At 63.8% G+C, this 16,960-nt stretch carries 18 protein-coding genes and 2 tRNA genes; 9 read left to right on the top strand and 11 right to left on the bottom strand.

Annotated features, from left to right (window positions below; all coding sequences use genetic code 11):
* The first annotated feature begins 62 nt into the window (after positions 1–62).
* Positions 63–1,118 carry a FliM/FliN family flagellar motor switch protein gene (locus BMX57_RS03625; RefSeq protein WP_092362620.1) on the top strand — a complete coding sequence of 352 codons (1,056 nt, stop codon included), beginning with the start codon at positions 63–65 and terminating at the stop codon, positions 1,116–1,118.
* An 8-nt stretch (positions 1,119–1,126) separates the two neighbouring features.
* Here BMX57_RS03625 and BMX57_RS03630 read toward each other — a convergent pair whose 3' ends face one another.
* On the bottom strand, positions 1,127–1,558 hold the full coding sequence (locus BMX57_RS03630; RefSeq protein ID WP_092362622.1) for a protein tyrosine phosphatase family protein: 432 nt from the start codon (positions 1,556–1,558) through the stop codon (positions 1,127–1,129).
* A 275-nt stretch (positions 1,559–1,833) separates the two neighbouring features.
* On the opposite strand from BMX57_RS03630, the gene BMX57_RS03635 reads away from it, so the two are divergent.
* Complete coding sequence (locus BMX57_RS03635; protein WP_092362624.1) at positions 1,834–2,049, top strand: hypothetical protein; 216 nt, start codon at positions 1,834–1,836, stop codon at positions 2,047–2,049.
* Positions 2,050–2,072: 23 nt separating this feature from the next.
* On the opposite strand, the gene BMX57_RS03640 is transcribed toward BMX57_RS03635, so the two are convergent.
* On the bottom strand, positions 2,073–2,291 hold the full coding sequence (locus tag BMX57_RS03640) for a hypothetical protein (RefSeq protein ID WP_092362626.1): 219 nt from the start codon (positions 2,289–2,291) through the stop codon (positions 2,073–2,075).
* 153 nt (positions 2,292–2,444) lie between these two features.
* Between BMX57_RS03640 and BMX57_RS03645 the strand changes: the two genes are divergently transcribed.
* Positions 2,445–2,705 carry a DUF2312 domain-containing protein gene (locus BMX57_RS03645; protein WP_092362628.1) on the top strand — a complete coding sequence of 87 codons (261 nt, stop codon included), beginning with the start codon at positions 2,445–2,447 and terminating at the stop codon, positions 2,703–2,705.
* A gap of 13 nt (positions 2,706–2,718) precedes the next feature.
* Here the strand turns inward: BMX57_RS03645 and BMX57_RS03650 are convergent, their stop codons facing one another.
* Positions 2,719–3,594 carry a hypothetical protein gene (locus BMX57_RS03650; RefSeq protein ID WP_092362630.1) on the bottom strand — a complete coding sequence of 292 codons (876 nt, stop codon included), beginning with the start codon at positions 3,592–3,594 and terminating at the stop codon, positions 2,719–2,721.
* A 132-nt stretch (positions 3,595–3,726) separates the two neighbouring features.
* Here BMX57_RS03650 and BMX57_RS03655 point away from each other — a divergent pair.
* Positions 3,727–3,802, top strand: a tRNA-Thr gene (locus tag BMX57_RS03655).
* Between the two features lie 243 nt (positions 3,803–4,045).
* On the opposite strand, the gene BMX57_RS03660 is transcribed toward BMX57_RS03655, so the two are convergent.
* Positions 4,046–4,119 (bottom strand) — tRNA-Cys (locus BMX57_RS03660).
* 226 nt (positions 4,120–4,345) lie between these two features.
* On the opposite strand from BMX57_RS03660, the gene BMX57_RS03665 reads away from it, so the two are divergent.
* The 3 genes from BMX57_RS03665 (at position 4,346) to BMX57_RS03675 (ending at position 7,680) form a co-directional block, all read left to right on the top strand.
* Positions 4,346–4,999, top strand: coding sequence for a protein-L-isoaspartate O-methyltransferase family protein (locus BMX57_RS03665; protein ID WP_092362632.1), 654 nt, complete (start codon positions 4,346–4,348; stop codon positions 4,997–4,999).
* A 120-nt stretch (positions 5,000–5,119) separates the two neighbouring features.
* Positions 5,120–6,538 (top strand): TolC family outer membrane protein, encoded by a 1,419-nt coding sequence (locus BMX57_RS03670; RefSeq protein WP_092362634.1) that lies wholly within the window; start codon positions 5,120–5,122, stop codon positions 6,536–6,538.
* Between the two features lie 281 nt (positions 6,539–6,819).
* Complete coding sequence (locus BMX57_RS03675; protein ID WP_177175376.1) at positions 6,820–7,680, top strand: prolipoprotein diacylglyceryl transferase; 861 nt, start codon at positions 6,820–6,822, stop codon at positions 7,678–7,680.
* A 4-nt stretch (positions 7,681–7,684) separates the two neighbouring features.
* Here BMX57_RS03675 and BMX57_RS03680 read toward each other — a convergent pair whose 3' ends face one another.
* Together BMX57_RS03680 and BMX57_RS03685 are read right to left on the bottom strand one after the other, a co-directional pair.
* Positions 7,685–9,142: a cobyric acid synthase gene (locus tag BMX57_RS03680; protein ID WP_092362637.1), complete on the bottom strand. Its 1,458-nt coding sequence runs from the start codon at positions 9,140–9,142 to the stop codon at positions 7,685–7,687.
* Positions 9,143–9,281: 139 nt separating this feature from the next.
* Complete coding sequence (locus tag BMX57_RS03685) at positions 9,282–9,602, bottom strand: DUF6280 family protein (RefSeq protein ID WP_092362639.1); 321 nt, start codon at positions 9,600–9,602, stop codon at positions 9,282–9,284.
* 219 nt (positions 9,603–9,821) lie between these two features.
* On the opposite strand from BMX57_RS03685, the gene efp reads away from it, so the two are divergent.
* The gene (gene efp, locus BMX57_RS03690; protein ID WP_092362641.1) at positions 9,822–10,385 is read left to right on the top strand and encodes an elongation factor P; all 564 of its coding nucleotides are present in this window, start codon (positions 9,822–9,824) and stop codon (positions 10,383–10,385) included.
* A gap of 21 nt (positions 10,386–10,406) precedes the next feature.
* Here efp and BMX57_RS03695 read toward each other — a convergent pair whose 3' ends face one another.
* From BMX57_RS03695 to parE, 5 genes are all read right to left on the bottom strand, one after another.
* Entirely contained in the window at positions 10,407–11,330 is a 924-nt protein-coding gene (locus tag BMX57_RS03695; RefSeq protein ID WP_092362643.1) for an ABC transporter transmembrane domain-containing protein, read from the bottom strand.
* Between the two features lie 12 nt (positions 11,331–11,342).
* On the bottom strand, positions 11,343–12,083 hold the full coding sequence (gene ygfZ / locus BMX57_RS03700; RefSeq protein ID WP_092362645.1) for a CAF17-like 4Fe-4S cluster assembly/insertion protein YgfZ: 741 nt from the start codon (positions 12,081–12,083) through the stop codon (positions 11,343–11,345).
* 65 nt (positions 12,084–12,148) lie between these two features.
* A complete protein-coding gene (locus tag BMX57_RS03705) occupies positions 12,149–12,901 on the bottom strand; it encodes a hypothetical protein (RefSeq protein WP_092362647.1) in 753 nt (250 codons plus the stop codon).
* Positions 12,902–13,225: 324 nt separating this feature from the next.
* Positions 13,226–13,801, bottom strand: coding sequence for a hypothetical protein (locus tag BMX57_RS20290; RefSeq protein ID WP_143057874.1), 576 nt, complete (start codon positions 13,799–13,801; stop codon positions 13,226–13,228).
* A 62-nt stretch (positions 13,802–13,863) separates the two neighbouring features.
* On the bottom strand, positions 13,864–15,822 hold the full coding sequence (gene parE / locus BMX57_RS03710; RefSeq protein WP_092362649.1) for a DNA topoisomerase IV subunit B: 1,959 nt from the start codon (positions 15,820–15,822) through the stop codon (positions 13,864–13,866).
* Positions 15,823–16,081: 259 nt separating this feature from the next.
* On the opposite strand from parE, the gene ppk2 reads away from it, so the two are divergent.
* Positions 16,082–16,957, top strand: a complete 876-nt coding sequence (gene ppk2 / locus BMX57_RS03715) for a polyphosphate kinase 2 (protein ID WP_092363085.1) — start codon at positions 16,082–16,084, stop codon at positions 16,955–16,957.
* Positions 16,958–16,960: the final 3 nt, after the last annotated feature.

Below are 16,960 nucleotides of genomic sequence, written 5' to 3' on the forward strand. Positions count from 1 at the left end.
TCGTAACGGTCCTGCCGCTAGACCTTAAGGGCAGCAATGCCAGAGGCCGGAATGCCTGGACCATGACAACCGCCACGGACAAGACATCGGTGCTTTCGCGCAAATTGCGCCTTGCGCGGGGTGATCCCTCGGGCGGATCGCGCTCGTTGCTGCGCGCTCTGCGGCAATCGCTGGGCCGCGTTGCGGCGCATACGGTCGGGCTGCAGATGTCGGTCATCGGCGCAACCCAGGTCCGCCGGGCGCAGGACGACCTGGCCGGGGGGATGGTGGCCGAGCGGCTGCACCTGCTGTTGTCCGAACCGGACGGCAGATCCGGAGCGGTCAGCCTCGACAGGTCCTGCGTGTCGGCGATCATCCAGCAGCAGACGATGGGGCATGTCCGCGACCAGCCGCCACCGGACCGCGCCCATACCGACACGGACGCGGCCATGGTCACGCCGTTTGTCGACGGGTTGCTGCCACGGGCGCTCGAACTGTGCGAGACGCCGGAGGATCGCCGGTCCCTCCAGGGCTTTCAGGTCGCGGGACGGGTTGGCGATCCGCGAAGTCTTCTGCTGGCTCTTGAGGATGAGCGCTATCGCGTCGTCGATCTGACGCTCGAGATCGCCGGTGGGCGACACCAGGGGCAGATGACGCTTATCCTGCCACAGGTTCCCGATGAGGCGGGCGCAGGGGCCGCCGCCGCCGATGGCCCCCGCCTGGAGCGGTCATTCGGGGCGATGCGGGCCGACCTTGACGTGGTGGTCTCGCGACTGCGCCTGCCGCTCGGTCGGTTCGCCTCCATGCGGCCCGGCGACACGGTTCCCCTGCTCGATTGCCGGTTGGACCGGAGCGAGGTCCTGTCGATCGACGGGCGCTGCGTGGCGCTGGCCCGATTGGGCCAGTGCCGGGGCATGCGGGCCATCCGTCTGAACGAGGCCTTTCCGGATCTGCCTGCCGACCGGGATGCGGGCGAGCCGTTTTCGGACCATCTGCCGGCCGTGATCGGCATACCCGAAGAGCAGGGGGCCTCAGGAACCCATCCGGAGGCGGCCGAGGCGGAATCCGATGAAATCCTGTTGGAAGCGGAAGAAGAAATTCCGGGCGCGCTGGACGGAACGATTACGGACAGCCATTGAACCGATCGTCAGTCGGACGGTTTCGCAAGACTCTCCAATTGCGGGCGCAACGCTTCGAGGTCGTAGCCGGCATCTCGCGTCTTGGCCAGGATCTCGTCGGCCGAAAGCGCCCCCGCCTGACCCAGTGCCCAGACGACAGAGCAGCGCGTTCCCGAGGCGCAATAGGCCAGAACCGGCCCGTCGGCCTCGTCGATCAGGGACTTCTGGCGGGCGATGTTCTCGGGCGTCATCGTCTGGTGGGTCAGTTCAAGCACCTCGAAGCCGACCCCGGCATCCCTTGCGGCGCGGCCGATAGCTTCGGCCTGGTGGCTTGGCGGTACCTCGGCGTCCGGCCGGTTGCAGATGATGCGCTTGATGCCGGCCTCGGCGATCGCGGGGATGTCCTGCGTCGAGATCTGCGGCGAAACGGAATAGCGGGGCGAAAGCTGACGGATGTCCATTCCGCAGTGATACGGTCGTGCCGGGGCGCATGTCCAGTATCCCGCGCCTGGAACTGCCGGCGTCGTGGAAAATGGGGCGGGCGAGGGCGCCCAGATTGACGCCGATCAAGGCGAGCCGGACCTCGCGCTGCTATCCTGATGGTCGAAGCGGCGATCTTTCGCCGAAACTTGTGGCAAGTCGCGTCGCGAAGCGGCCCAGGGGACGAAATTTCGTGGTATGGTTCTTAAATCCGTCACAATGCCATGACAGACAGTTTGCATCTGGGAGGATAGCAATGACCCATCTGGACTTGATGAGCACGGCCGAACGTCTGGAGCAGACGCTGGCCACGGCCCCCCTTGCAAAGCGAATCGCGCTGCAGCCGGAATTCAGCCGCGTGATCCACAGGATGCGCGTGGACGGGATGCGTGTGCCGTCCAGACTGCAACGCCTGGACGCGGCGCTTTGCGACGAGGCCGTCGAGGCGCAGTTCGACAACATGCCGGTCTGACTCTCGGGCAGGACCCGGCCTGCTCAAGCCAGCGAGATCCCCAGGATCACGAGCATCAGGCCGATCACCGACAGGAACAGCGCGCCGAGGTTCCAGGGCAGTACTGCCTGAACCGCGGCGCGCAGGTCGGCGTCCGACAGCCCCGCCTTTCGGGCGCGGTTCACCCTCAGGATGCACCAGATCAGCCCGGCAAGCCCGGCCAGCGAGATGGCCGCGCCGCCCCAGATCATCGCTTCGAACATTCATCGCCTCCGCACCGGTTGCCGCGTGTCGGCCTAGCGGATCACGCCCCTCCGCGCAACTGCCGGCGGCCGCGCACTGGGCGCTTGCGATACGGCGGCGGGCGCTGTATCCGGCAGGCTGCGCTGATTTCCAGACCGACGGAGACAACAAGAATGGACGACGCCCAGACCGATGCCAACTACCGCGTGACCGCAGGCGAGCTGCGCCAGTTCATCGAGCGGATCGAACGGCTGGAAGCCGAAAAGAAGGACCTGGCTGACCAGCAGAAGGAGGTCATGGCCGAGGCCAAGGCGCGCGGCTATGACACCAAGGTCATGCGCAAGGTCGTCGCCCTGCGCAAGCGCGACAAGGACGAGATCGCCGAGGAAGAGGCGGTTCTGGAAATGTACAAGGAAGCGCTGGGAATGACCTGAGCACCTGCGCGCCTCAGGGCTCGATCATCTGCAGCCCGGGGATCCGCCTGACCGCCGCCATGTCCTCGTCATAGCGTTCGGTCAATTCCTCGATCAGCGCCTCGGTCCAGCCGGGCAGATCCAGCTCCTCCTCGATCTGGTCGTCGCGGGCGAACTTCTCGAGAAACGCGGCGATCACCTTGCGCACCTGGACCTCGTTGATGTCGCGGTTCTTGTGCAGGTAGGTGCGGAACCTCTGCATCCCGTCCCGGGTCATGATGGCCGAGAGCAGGGAGAACCCGCCGGAGATCTTGGTGCCGGGTCCCAGCCCGGCCATCTCGCGGATGACCTGCGCCCAGATCATCGGCGCGTCCTCGTTGCACCAGACGGTCAGCGCAACGTCCGGCGCGGCCTCACGGATGCGACCGAAAAGGTCGGACCAGCGCAGGCCCATCAGGTCGAGTTCCGACAGCAGCGCCTTGACCCGCATCGGTGACGCGTCGGACAGGACGGCCGGAAGAAACAGGGCCGGGTTGCGCATCGCCATGAACACTTCGATCCGGTCCGTGGGAAACAGCGCGCGAAACTGCGCGATGCGCCGGTCGGCCTGCGGGTATAGGCCGGACAGCCCGATGGCGTCCCGCTGGGTGCCCAGGAAATGCGTGTTGAGCAGCAAGAGCCGGTCCGCGCTGTCGTCATCCAGGATCTCGTCCAGCAGCACCGCCCGCGCATCGGCGGCCGGCTCGGCCCCGTCCATGGCCTCGAGCGTCTGCCGGAGCAGCGGGCGATAGCGCCCCGGTCCCGGAACGGCGATTCCCTGCCGGGCAAAGGCTTCGCGATTCGCCAGAAGGCATTTCAGCAGCCGCTCATGCTCGGTCGAATGCGCGCCGGTCTGTAAGATGATCTGCATGCGGCCGATCCAGTCGCTGCGAATTGGTATCCGCTAGGGGTTACAGCTATGCCCGAGCGCCGTCAAACCGGCACCCGCCGCCGATTTACCGTCTTGCAGCACGCAGCCTTTCCGATTAATTCGGCACCCAAGGCCCCTATAGCTCAGCTGGTAGAGCAACTGATTTGTAATCAGTAGGTCCGCGGTTCGAGTCCGTGTGGGGGCACCATGCATCGCCAACTCTGGCCTCGGTGCCTCGCTGGCGCAGTAGGTTATCGTCTGCTCGTCCGAATTGCCGACATTTCCAAGATGGACGGTTGGGCGCGCCTTGCCGAACCTTTCAGACCTCGGATGGGCCGTTGAGCCCTGTGAATTGTCATTCCTACAGGCGTCGCCGATCTGGCTACATCAACCGATTTCGCGCGACCTTGAAGGCGTCGTGCTTGGAGGCTTCAGGCAAGAAACAATGGATTGGAGGCGAGTACCGGAATCGAACCGGTGTACACGGATTTGCAATCCGCTGCGTCACCACTCCGCCAACTCGCCTTTTCAAGTGAAAACAATCACTTGCCGTGGATCGAATGAGGTTCTAGCAGCTTCCGGGCAGTTCGTCCAGTGGGGCGAGGGCAAATTCGGCGCTGGATCGGATGCGCCGGGGACCGCTTCAGGTGTGACTGGGGGCAACACACTGTTCCAATTGGGTGCACGGGCCGTTGTCGGGCGCCTGCCGATATGGCAAAAGCACTGTAACGACAAAGGATAAGAGCGTCCCATGACTGACTTCGCGACCCGGCGCCGGGTGATGGTCGACACGCAGGTGCGGCCGTCGGATGTGACGAAATTTCCCATCATCGACGCGATGCTGGCGGTGCCGCGCGAGCTGTTCGTGCCCGACGCCCAGCGAGAGGCGGCCTATGCCGACGACCAGGTCAGGCTTGGGGCCGGGCGGGTGATGCCGGAGCCGCGGACCCTGGCCAAGATGCTGGACGGATTGAACATCTCGGGCGATGAGCTGGTTCTCGATATCGCCGCGGGGCTGGGGTATTCGACCGCTGTGGCGGCGCGGATGGCGCAGTTGGTCGTCGCGGTCGAGGAGGAGCCGGGCCTGGCGGAAGAGGCCCAGTCGATCCTGATGGACACCGGGGTGGACAATGCGGTCGTGCACCAGGGGCCGCTGGCCGAAGGGGCGCCGGAACATGGGCCCTATGACGCGATCATGATTCAGGGCGGTGTCGAGCAGGTGCCGCCCTCGCTGACCGATCAACTCAAGGATGGTGGCCGCATCATCTGCCTTTTCATGGAGAACGGGCTGGGTTCGGTTCGGATCGGCCACAAGTCCGGTGACCGCCTGACCTGGCGGTTTGAATTCAACGCCGGCGCACCGGTGCTGCCGGGCTTCGAAAAGGCGCGCGATTTCGCGCTTTGAGTGTTAAGCTGCATCCGAGATCGTGCAGCCTGCTTCCGGCACCGTGGTGGCGGAGGCGCCATGCCAAGGACAAAAACAAAAATTACGATTGACCTGATTGAGGCGGTGGAGAGACGAGCGATGTGGAATTTTGATCTAGCGGGCCTGGCACGGCCGCTGGCGCTTGCCGGTGGTGTGGCCTTTGCCTGCCTGACGCCTATCAAGGCCGCGGCCGACAACCTGACCGATGCGCTGATCGGGGCCTATAACACCAGCGGTCTGCTCGAGCAGAACCGGGCGCTGCTGCGGGCCGCCGACGAGGATGTGGCCGTGGCAATGGCCGCGCTGCGCCCGATCCTGGACTGGACGCTGACGCTGGAGCGGCAATTGTCGGATCAGAGGCTTCTCGGTTTGTCACGAGATGCGCAGAACACGAACCTGTCAACCGGGCTGCGCCTCGAGCAACTTCTCTTTGATGGCGGTGCGTCGGCGCTGACAAAGCAATCGGCGCAGGAGCAGGTTCTGGCCGCACGTCAAACTCTGATCAATGTAGAGCAGAGCGTACTGTTGCGCGCCGTGACGGCATATCTCAACCTGCTGTTGCAGGAAGAGAATGTCGCGTTGCGGCAGAACAACGTCCGGGTTCTGGGTGAGGAACTGAGAGCCTCGCAGGACCGCTTCGAGGTGGGCGAGGTGACGCGCACGGACGTGGCCCTGTCGGAATCCCGTCTTGCCGCGGCACGGGCCAACCTGGCGGATGCCGAAGGCAATCTGGTGACCGCGCGTGCGGAATACGTGAATGCCGTCGGCCGCGAGCCGGGGCGCACGGCGGGTCAACCGCCCACGCCGCAGTTGCCGGCTTCACTGGATGCCGCCGTGGCGCTTGCTGTACGCAACCATCCAACGATCCTGTCCGAACAGCATCGCGTCCGGGCACAGGAGTTGAACATCCAGGTCGCTCAGGCCAACTTGGGCCCGTCGGCCTTCTTGCAGGCCGAGGTCTTTCTCGAGGACAATGTCGGAAACTCAGATTTCCGAAATGCCGGGACATTGGGCGTCGAGATGCGTCAGCGCCTCTACAATGGCGGCCGAAATTCGGCATTGGTCCGGCGTGCCATGGCGCAGCGCGATGCCTCGCGGGCGAACTTGCTGAACGTGCAAAAAGATGTCGTTCAGGACGTCAAGAACGCCTATACGGACTACCTGACCGCCGGATCGAACCTGACCGCGACCAACGAACGGACACGGGCTGCGCAGGTCGCCTTTGACGGTATCCGTGAGGAGGCAACGCTTGGAGCGCGCACAACCCTGGACGTTCTGACCGCCGAACAGGAATTGCTGGATGCGCAGACCGAGCAGATCGTTGCCCGTGCAGAGCGATCCCTGGCGGCCTATGAATTGTTGTCGGCGCAGGGGCTGCTCACCGCCGAGCAGTTGCGCTTGCCGGTGCAGGTTTATGATCCGACCCTTTATTACAACCTGGTCAAGGACGCGCCCGTGCCGATGAGCAAACGCGGGCAAGAGCTTGACCGGGTTCTCAAGGCATTGGGGAAGAACTGACAATTGACGCTATCTGTTGTGTGACGATGCTGCATTCGCTAGACTTTCCACGAGGAATGGAGTGGTAGACCGCGATGTCTGATCCCGCAGCGAATTTTGAGATCGAAGACGTTCTGTCCTCGATTCGCCGTCTTGTCAGCGAAGAGACCCGAACCGGCAAGCCGGCCACGTCGAAGACATCGGGCAAGAGGGTTGGCCGGCTGGTTCTGACCCCGGCCCTGCGCGTTTCAGATCCCATCGAAGATGTGGCTCAGGACAAGGCACCGGAGGCGCCCAAGCCGTTGGCCGATCCCGCTGCGCCCTGGAAGGATCCCGAGGCCAGGCTGTTCGACGCAGGCCCGGTCGAAGCGGCTCAGAGCGCGCCGGAGGGTGACGTGCCGCCGGAGTTTCGGTCGGAACGGTCCGCGGCCACAACGGGCGACACCGAGAGCGAAGCTCCCGCCGATGTGGACGACACCGAGAGCGATGCGCCGGCCCCCGGTATCGGCCCACTGGAGATCACCGATCATTTCGAGTTCATCGACCAGCATTCCACTCATGTCCTGCCGCCCGAAAAACTACCCGATCCGGTGCAGGATGAGGACGCCGCGGAAGAGCGGGAACTGTCAGAGGATCATGCCGGAACGGCTGACACGCAGCACGAAACAGATGCTTCAGGCGAAGCTGATCGGCCTGAGATGGCCGAACCCGATGCCGCGTCTTTGAAATCGGACGAACTGGCCAGCAAGATCGAAGCGCTCGAGACCGCGATTTGCCGCAGCGAAGAGGAATGGGAGCCCGACGGCAGCAGCGACGAGCCTTACTCGGGGACCCGTGTGGAACGGCTGGATTGGTCGAAAGGGGACGCCATTGGGCAGGACCACGACGATTTGTCCGCCCCGGTTTCCAAGCCAGGCCAGTCCGACAGCAGCGAGCAGCCCACGGTGGACAAGGCCACCCTGGTGCAGGAAGAACCGGTCGAGCGGGGCGAAATACTGGCATCAGGGGCGGGCGCAATAGACGAAGACGCGCTGCGTGAACTGGTCGCGGAAATTGTGCGCCAGGAATTGCAAGGTGCCCTCGGCGAACGGATTACCCGAAATGTCCGCAAGCTGGTCCGACGTGAAATCCACCGGGCGCTGAGCGCGCAGTCGCTGGACTGAACCGTCAGTCGCGCTCTGGCACGGCCGCCAGGTCCAGAACCGCATCCAGGTCCATATGCCGCTCCAGGTGGTCGGCAAGCGAATCCAGGACCTGTTCGACACCGTCGTCATAGGCCAGGTCTGACCGCGCTCCCAGCTCCTCCAGGTATCGCGCACGGAAAGCATCGGCGGTGAACAGCCCGTGCAGATAGCTGCCCTTCACCCGTCCGTTTGCTGATGCCGCGCCTTCTGGCCGGTCGTCGATATGCAGCCACGCGCGGTCGCAATCGGGACCGTGTGTGCGGCCCATGTGGATCTCATAGCCGCGGACAGGTTCGCCGCCGGGCAAGGCTGTGGCTTCACGCTCCGTCACCTGCTTGTCGCCGGCCATGACCGTGTGCACGTCCAAAAGGCCCAGCCCCTCGGCGGTTCCGGGGCTGCCATCCACGCCGTCCGGATCTGCGATGGTCCGGCCCAGCATCTGGTAACCGCCGCACAGGCCAAGCACATGACCGCCGCGCCGGACATGGGCGTACAGGTCGATATCCCACCCCTGGCTGCGGAAATAGGCCAGATCGCCCAGAGTCGACTTGCTGCCGGGCAGCAGGACGAGATCGGCGTCGCCGGGCAGGGCGCGCCCGGCCGGCACGATCTCGACCGTGACCGCCGGTTCGGCCGACAGGGGATCGAGGTCGTCGAAATTGGCCATCCGTTCGAGTTGCGGAACCACCACCTTGCAGGCGCCGCCGGCGACCGAGCGGATGTCCATCATGTCCTCGGCGGGCAGGCGCCAGGCGTCGTTGAACCACGGAACGACGCCAAGACAGGGCCAACCGGTGCGCAACGCGATGTCGTCGCGTCCGGCGTCGAATAGGCTCACGTCGCCCTTGAACCGGTTCACGGCAAACCCCCGGACAAGCGCCCGGTCGGCGGCATCCAGAACGGCTTGCGTGCCGACGATCTGTGCGATCACGCCGCCGCGGTGGATGTCGCCCAGCAGGATCACCGGCACATTCGCGGCGCAGGCAAAGCCCATGTTGGCGATGTCGCCTTTGCGCAGGTTGGTCTCGGCCGGACTGCCGGCACCCTCGACCAGGACAAGATCGGCGTCGCTGCACAACCGGTCAAAGCTCTGCAGCGCGGCGGCCAGCAGCTCCGGCTTGCCGGCGCGGTAATCGCCTGCCGCCATCCTGCCGCGCCGCTTACCATGAACGATGATCTGCGATCCGGTATCGGTCTCGGGCTTCAGCAGGACGGGGTTCATGTCGGTATGCGGTGCCCGACCGGCCGCGCGCGCCTGCAGGGCCTGGGCGCGACCGATCTCGCCGCCGTCCGATGTGACCGCGGCGTTATTCGACATATTCTGCGGCTTGAACGGGGCCACGCGCAACCCGCGCCGCGCAAAGGCTCGCGCAAGGCCGGCCACCAGCACGGACTTTCCGACATTGCTGCCGGTGCCCTGGATCATGAGTGCTCGTGCCATCGCGCCCCCGGTCCTTGTCCGCCCACATGAGCCGATTCAGAGGCCGGGGAAAAGCCCCTGACATCCGTTGGCCCGTGCCGGGGCAAAGAAAAAGACGCGTCCATACGGACGCGCCTGAGACGATCCGGTTCGGGTTGCGTCAGGCTGCTTCGGCCTGCTGGGCGGCGTTGCGGCGCTCGCTTTCCTCGCGTGACAGCGCCACCGAGGTGCGGACACCTCGACCGACGAATTCCATCAGCCCATCGACCACGCGCTCGTTCGGGTCGATGCCGGCGCAGGACAGAACCTCGCGCCCATCGCGCGAGCGCGCCCAGCGGGCGATCTGTTCCGGCCCGTTGCCGTACTTCTTGTCATCGGCAATCGCATCGTCCAGAGCGGCGAGCACCACGGCGGCAAACAGTTTGCGGGCGCGGTTGCCTTGCTCGTTATTGAATGCGGTGCCGTCAACGAAATCTTTCATCTCGTTTCCCTTGTTGTTCTTGCTCTTGCATTTTGCGGCGTGGCGTTCGTTATGACGGATCGTACTCGATTCGAATACCCCGCAAATGCATATGTCCGTTGCGCTTTTTGCATGGCTTGCTGCAGGTGCAGCACTAGGTTTCGTTGTCTTGCCAGGCTCGATCCCGCCAGATATAGGGGCGCTGAGTCGTTCATCAACCGTGTGCGAAGGATTTATGTCATGCCCAAGATCAACGGAAACGAAATCCGGCCAGGCAATGTTCTGGAGCATAATGGCGGCCTTTGGGCGGCGGTGAAGGTCGATCACGTGAAGCCCGGCAAGGGCGGCGCCTTTGCCCAGGTCGAGCTGCGAAACCTGCGAAACGGCTCGAAACTGAACGAGAGATTCCGCAGCGCCGACAAGGTCGAGCGGGTCCGGCTGGAGCAGAAGGATCAGCAATTTCTCTTTGAAAACGATGGGATGCTGGTGTTCATGGACACTGAGACCTATGAGCAGCTCGAGCTTCCCGCCGAACTTCTGGGCGATCGCCGGGCGTTCCTGCAGGACGGTATGACCATCGTGGTGGAGTTCTACGAGTCCGAGGCCCTGAACGCGACCCTGCCGCAGAAGGTCACCTGTCAGGTGGTCGAGACCGAGCCGGTGGTCAAGGGGCAGACGGCGGCCAATTCCTTCAAACCGGCGATCCTTGACAACGGCGTCAAAATCATGGTGCCACCCTTCATCGCGCAGGACGAGATGATCGTCGTGAACACCGAAGCGATGGAATACTCCGAGCGGGCATGACGCGACGTCATGGCTGCCGGGTCAGCGGTCAGGCCGTTTCGGAACCGCGCCGAACACCTCGCGCAGCAATTCGAACTTTATTCGCGTCGCGCTGACTTGGCGGTAGAAGGCGATCAGGAAGCCGGTTGGCCCCTGGATCCGCGTCAGCCCGGTTGTCGCCGCCACGACCGTTCCGACATCGGTGCGCCCGTTCAGGACCAGCCAGCCGCCCAGCATCAGGACCGCGACGGTTCCGATTCCGTTGATCGCGCTCAGCATGAACTTGGCCGAGAGCTTGCACAGGAACATGCGGCGGCGGGTCTCGTAGATCTCGTCGAAATGCGCGCGCACCTCGTCCTCGACCTCGGCCACCCGCGCCTCGGTCAGGCAGTCGTTGGACTGGCGCAGGATCTTGACCCGTTCCGAGACGAAGACATTCACCATGCGCTGCGAGATCACCACGATCGCGATCTGCGGCAGGATCATCGCCAGGGCGATCAGGCCCAGCCTGGGCTGGGTGGTCGAAATATAACCCACGACGCTGATCAGTGTGCCCAACTGCATGACCGGCTGGGAAAAGGCCGACCCCACGAACTTGCCCAGTTCCTCGGCCTCGGCTGAAATCGCGGTGGCGAGCGTGCCTTTCCTCTCTTCGGTGGCGCGATCCTCTTCGGCGCGGTCCAGAAGGCGACGGCGCAACCGGCGGATCGTGTCCTCGCCCAGGGTGCTGGCCAGATACCCCATCAGGAATTTCAGGCCGAGGCTCAGCAGGATCGCCGTCATCATGCCTGCTCCCAGCAGCAGAAGCTGCCGGGCCGCCACGTCGCCTTCGGTCAGGGCGTTGACGATGTTCTTCTGGAACTCCAGCGGAACCGCGGCCAGGGCGGCTACGGCGGCGGAAATGACGATGAGCACGGTCTGCCGACGCCCGGTCATCTGCCAGATCGCCCTGTAGAGCTCCAGCATCAGCGCGCCCGGTCAGTCATCGGACCGCCGGACAATCGCCGGCCCCGCCTGCATCTCGCCCTGCGCACGGTCGAGCCGAAGGTAGGCGATGCCGAGCCCGCCCGATTGCGTATAGAGCGTCCCGGCCGGTTTACCGTCCACGGTGATCGGTGTGCCGGGCGGCGCCGCGCCCTCGACCGCGACCCGGCGCAGGCCCTTGCGCAGCTCGGTCTTGTGCCTCATCCGGGCCGTCACCTCCTGCCCGACATAGCAGCCCTTGCGGAAATCGACGCCGTTCAGATCCGCGAACCCGGCCTCGAGGATGAAGGTGTCGGGCGTCAGCTCGATGCCGCTCTCGGGGATGCAATGGGCGACCCGGATCGCGTCCCAGTCGGTGCCGTCATCGCCCTCGGGCGCGGCGGTATAGGCGCGCCATCCCAGCGCCTTGTGGCGCGGATCCGGCAGGGCGCCGTCAGGCGCGGGGCCGGTGCCGCGTTGCAGGTTGAGGCCGCTCTCGGCGATCTGCACGTCGGCGCGCAGCTTGTACATGGTCAGCCGCTTGACCAGCGTGTCGGCGATATCCTCGGCCACGTCCAGCAGCACGGCATCGCCGTCGCGGGCGAGGAAGAAATCGGCAATCAGCTTGCCCTGCGGGGTCAGGATCGCGGTATAGACCAGGCCATCGCCCAGCCGGGCGATGTCGTTGGTAATCAGCCCCTGCAGGAATTCGTCGGTGTCGCTGCCGGTCAGGCGCAGGATGCGGCGGGTGGGCATGGCGGCTCCTCCATTGCTGTTCGTCTCCGCTCTTACAGGACCGGGGCGGGGCGGCGCCAGAGGGGTCACGCGCGCAGCTCGACGATGGACTTGCCCAGCCGGAAGGGCGCGGCAAAGCTGACCAGGCACAGGGCAAGCACCTGCAGGACAAGGATATGCGCGTTCTCCTGCAGGTATTCCCATTCATCCTTGAGCTTGCCGATCTGCTCGATCAGATTGTCATAGCCCCGCGCAAGGATCAGGAAATCGCCCGCCACCGCCGGCACCTTGCGGCGCAGGTTGTCCACCGCACCCTGGGTGCGCTCGTCAAGCGCGGTGAAGACCAGGAACTGATCGGGGTCGAAGGCGTCGGCCTTGGCCTGCATGGCGCTCATCTCGCGGCTCTTGGCGCCGCCGAAGAGGAATTGCAGCCCCTGCAGCGGCGCCACCTCGTCGGTGACGGCGATGAAGAGCGGCAGTTCGGCATTGCTGGCGGTGGAGGCTGAAAGGAACTCGACCTTCTCGCACAACACGCCGATATCGGTGTCATAGGCCGGGTCGCAGAACCGCAGCCGGAACCGCGCGGCGTCGCGGTCGAAGGCGGATGTGGCGGCATAGGCGATGTCGATCTGCCGGTCGAGGCGTGACGAGTCGGCCTTGTAGAGACCGGCCATGACCGCCACCAGCGCCCCGATGCCGCCCAGCACGACCCAGACCAGATCGGCCAGCCTCCAGGCCCGGTGACCGGCCGGCTTGCGGAACAGGAACCCGGTGCCGACGCAGCCCGTCACGAAGAACAGGAGGAGCAGGGGCAGTTGGTTGTCGGCGATGAAATTCATGCGGGGAGTTTAGGGGAGGGGCGTGCCGGCGCAACGGGGTTCACGGATTTGTAGGATGGTGTCAGAGCCGCGCGATGGTCAGACCGCGGGGTGGCGATCCGACGTCTGAGCGGCGCGCTTTGTGGCGGCCAGATCCGAAAAAGATACGAACGAGGCGCTGACGACCCCCGATCGCCAGCCCGGGGCCTGGCGATCGCGCGGCAGCGCGCAAAGCGCGCCCTGATTCCGCGTGGTAAGCAGTCGTGGGCTCCGGCGGTAGGTGCGAGCGATGACTTCCACTTCAATCTTCCAAAATGCGAATAAGTGCCCAATATGGGCTCAATTTCATTCGAAAGGATCGGAGCCTGTGGAAGAGCGAGAAAACGGATCAGAGCTAGATCTCACGGCATCGCGATAGGATTTCGTACATGCAACAACTTCTTTGAATGCTCTCCGTGAACCATTCAATTTGTAGAGCCCGAGATCAGCCCCTTCATAAGTCCACCTCATTTTTGTCTCACGCATAAACTCTTGAACAAATCTACCTGCGTCATCGGAATCGGCCGGAACATACAATCTAAGCGCTCTAAAATCGTCATCGACACTCCCTGTCATCTCCAAATTCCAAGGCGATTCATTGCCAAATTTGGCGGTTACCTCGTACTCTTTTCCTTCTTCAATCGATCGCCAATCTTTATTCGCAATAAAGATCTCCAAATACAAATCTTCTCGTCCTGCTAAACCGATAAAGAACGAAAACCCTCCATCATAAGCTGCAAATGCAGAGCAGCCTTCTGAGCCAGAATAGAAAGAGATATCCCACCAACCGATTGTCTTCCAGTCAGTGATTTCCGCTTTTGCTTCTCCGGAAAGCACTATTGAAGCAAGCAAAAGTACCGAAATTCGCGTTGTCAGCCACATGGTGTTGTCGATAGTTGGTTATTCAATAATGAAGGCAAGTCTACCCACAGAAGTGCGAAAAATCAAACATCCAACTCCGCCACGAACCTCGCATTCTCCTGGATGTACTGGAACCGCAATTCGGGCTTCTTGCCCATCAGCCGCTCCACAAGGTCGCCGGTCTCGCCGGGTTCGTCCTCGTCTATGGTCACCCGGATCAGCTTGCGCGAGGCGGGGTCCATGGTGGTTTCCTTCAGATCCTTGGCGTCCATCTCGCCCAGGCCCTTGAAACGCGAGACGTCGATCTTGCCCTTGCCGCCGATGCCCTTTTCCAGCAGCTCGTTCTTTTCCGCCTCGTCGATGCAATAGACCCGCTTGGCGCCTTGCGTCAGGCGAAAGAGCGGCGGGCAGGCGAGGTAGAGGTGGCCCGCGTCGATCATCGGGCGCATCTGGGTAAAGAAGAAGGTCATCAGCAGTGAGGCGATATGCGCGCCGTCCACGTCGGCGTCGGTCATGATGATGATCCGGTCATAGCGCAGGTCGTCGATGTTGAAACGGCTGCCCAGGCCCACGCCCAGCGCCTGGGTCAGGTCGTTGATCTCTGCGTTCGAGCCCAGTTTCGAAGAGGCCGCGCCGAGGACGTTGAGGATCTTGCCGCGCAAGGGCAGCAGCGCCTGGGTCTTGCGGTCGCGGGCCATCTTGGCCGAGCCGCCGGCGCTGTCGCCCTCGACGATGAATAGCTCGGTGCCTTCACGGGTGTTGGAGGAGCAATCGACCAGCTTGCCCGGCAGGCGCAGCTTTTTGGTGGCGGACTTGCGCTGGGTTTCCTTCTCCTGCCGCCGGCGCATGCGTTCCTCGGCGCGCAGCACGAGGAAATCGAGTATGGCGCCGGCGGATTTGGTGTCGGCGGCCAGCCAGTTGTCGAAATGGTCGCGCACGGCGTTTTCCACCAGCCGCTGCGCCTCGACCGTGGCCAGACGGTCCTTGGTCTGGCCGACGAATTCCGGCTCGCGGATGAAACAGGAGACCAGCGCGCAGCCACCCGCGATCAGGTCCTCGCGGGTGATCTGGGCGGCCTTCTTGTTGCCGACCAGCTCGCCATAGGCCTTGATGCCCTTGAGGATCGCGGCCCAGAACCCGGCGACATGGGTGCCGCCTTCGGGCGTGGGCACGGTGTTGCAATAGGATTGCAGGAAGCCGTCGCGCGAGGGCGTCCAGTTGATCGCCCATTCGACCTTGCCCGGCGTGCGGAACTTCTGCTGGAAGTCGACGGTGCCGGAAAAGGGCGCCTCGGCATAGGTCGAGGCGCCGTTCATCGTCTCGCGCAGATAGTCGCTGAGGCCGCCGGGGAAGTGGAACGTCGCCTCTTGCGGGGTCTCGCCGTCGTCGATGGCGGATTTCCAGCGGATCTCGACCCCCGAGAACAGGTAGGCTTTTGATCGGATGGATTTGAACAGCCGCGCCGGTTTGAATTTGTGATGGCCGAAGATATCCGCGTCGGCATGGAAGGTGACGGTGGTGCCGCGCCGGTTGGGGGCGGCGCCGACCTTTTCCACCGGGCCCAGCGGGACGCCGCGCGAGAAGCGTTGTTCATAGAGGGTCTTGTCGCGCGCCACCTGCACCACCATGGAATCGCTCAGCGCGTTGACCACCGAGGCGCCGACGCCGTGCAGACCGCCGGAGGTCTCATAGGCCTTGCCCGAGAACTTGCCGCCCGCGTGCAGCGTACAGAGGATGACCTCGAGCGCGGATTTCTCGGGGAATTTGGGATGCGGGTCGATGGGGATTCCGCGGCCGTTGTCGCGGATGGTCATGGCGTGATCGGCGTGCAGCTCGACCTCGATCCGGTTGGCATGTCCCGCGACGGCCTCGTCCATCGAGTTGTCGAGCACTTCGGCGACCAGGTGGTGCAGCGCGCGCTCGTCGGTGCCGCCGATATACATGCCGGGGCGTTTGCGCACCGGCTCCAATCCCTCCAGCACCTCGATAGACGAGGCGTCATAGGTGGCCGGGGCGTCCTGGGTCAGAAGATCGTCTGGCATGATGGCTGCTCTGGTTTTTTGGCTTTTGGGGATTATGGCAGGTGCGGCTGGCTTGGGAAAGGGGGACTGTCGCCCCGGCCGCGAGGCCCGGGCCCCGGACCGGCCCGAGTGTTGATGCCGATCAAGGCGGGAAAACAGGGCTGCGACTATAATCTTTCGCAGGAATTGCCACAGGAGGACAGGCATGGTGCAACCCGCTTCGAAGAATGCAGTCGAACTGGACGGTCAGGCCGCGCCGCCTGTTCAGGAACAGGCCGGGATGGCAAAGACCCCGGCAGAGCCGGGCGCGGATCGCGTGCGCCGTGCTTTTGAGACCGGCCGCTATCCCTATTCCCGCAAGATGGCGCGCCGGAGCTACGAGGCCGAGAAGGCCAGGCTTCAGGCGGAGCTTCTCAAGGTCCAGCATTGGGCGCAGGAGACAGGCGAACGCTTCGTCCTGCTGTTCGAGGGGCGCGACGCTGCCGGCAAGGGCGGCACGATCAAGCGGTTCATGGAGCATCTAAATCCCCGCAGCGCGCGGGTCGTGGCGCTGAACAAGCCGACCTGGGAAGAGAAGGGTCAGTGGTATTTCCAGCGCTATGTGCAGGAATTGCCCACCGTCGGCGAAATGGTGTTCTATGACCGGTCCTGGTACAACCGCGCCGGAGTCGAACGGGTGATGGGGTTCTGCGAGCCGACCGAGTATCTGGAATTCATGCGCCAGGTGCCGGAATTGGAGCGGATGCTGGTGCGGTCGGGGATCCGGCTCTACAAATACTGGTTCTCGGTGACGCGGACCGAGCAGTTGCGGCGGTTCCAAAGCCGCGAGACGGATCCTCTGAAACAGTGGAAGCTGTCGCCCATCGACAAGGCGTCCCTGGATATGTGGGACGACTATACCGAGGCCAAGGAGGCGATGTTCTTCTACTCCGACACCGCCGACGCGCCCTGGACGATCATCAAGTCGAACGACAAGAAGCGTGCGCGGCTGAACTGCATGCGGCATTTCCTGTCGTCGCTGGACTATCCGGACAAGGACGAGTCCGTGGTCGGGGAACCCGATCCGCTGATCGTCGGACAGGCGCATCACGTCATTCATAAGTCCGATCACATCCTGGGCACGGCACTGCACCCCGAACAGCGGATCAAGAGCTGAGCC

The organism is Cribrihabitans marinus (genome assembly GCF_900109035.1).
Lineage (GTDB): Bacteria > Pseudomonadota > Alphaproteobacteria > Rhodobacterales > Rhodobacteraceae > Cribrihabitans > Cribrihabitans marinus.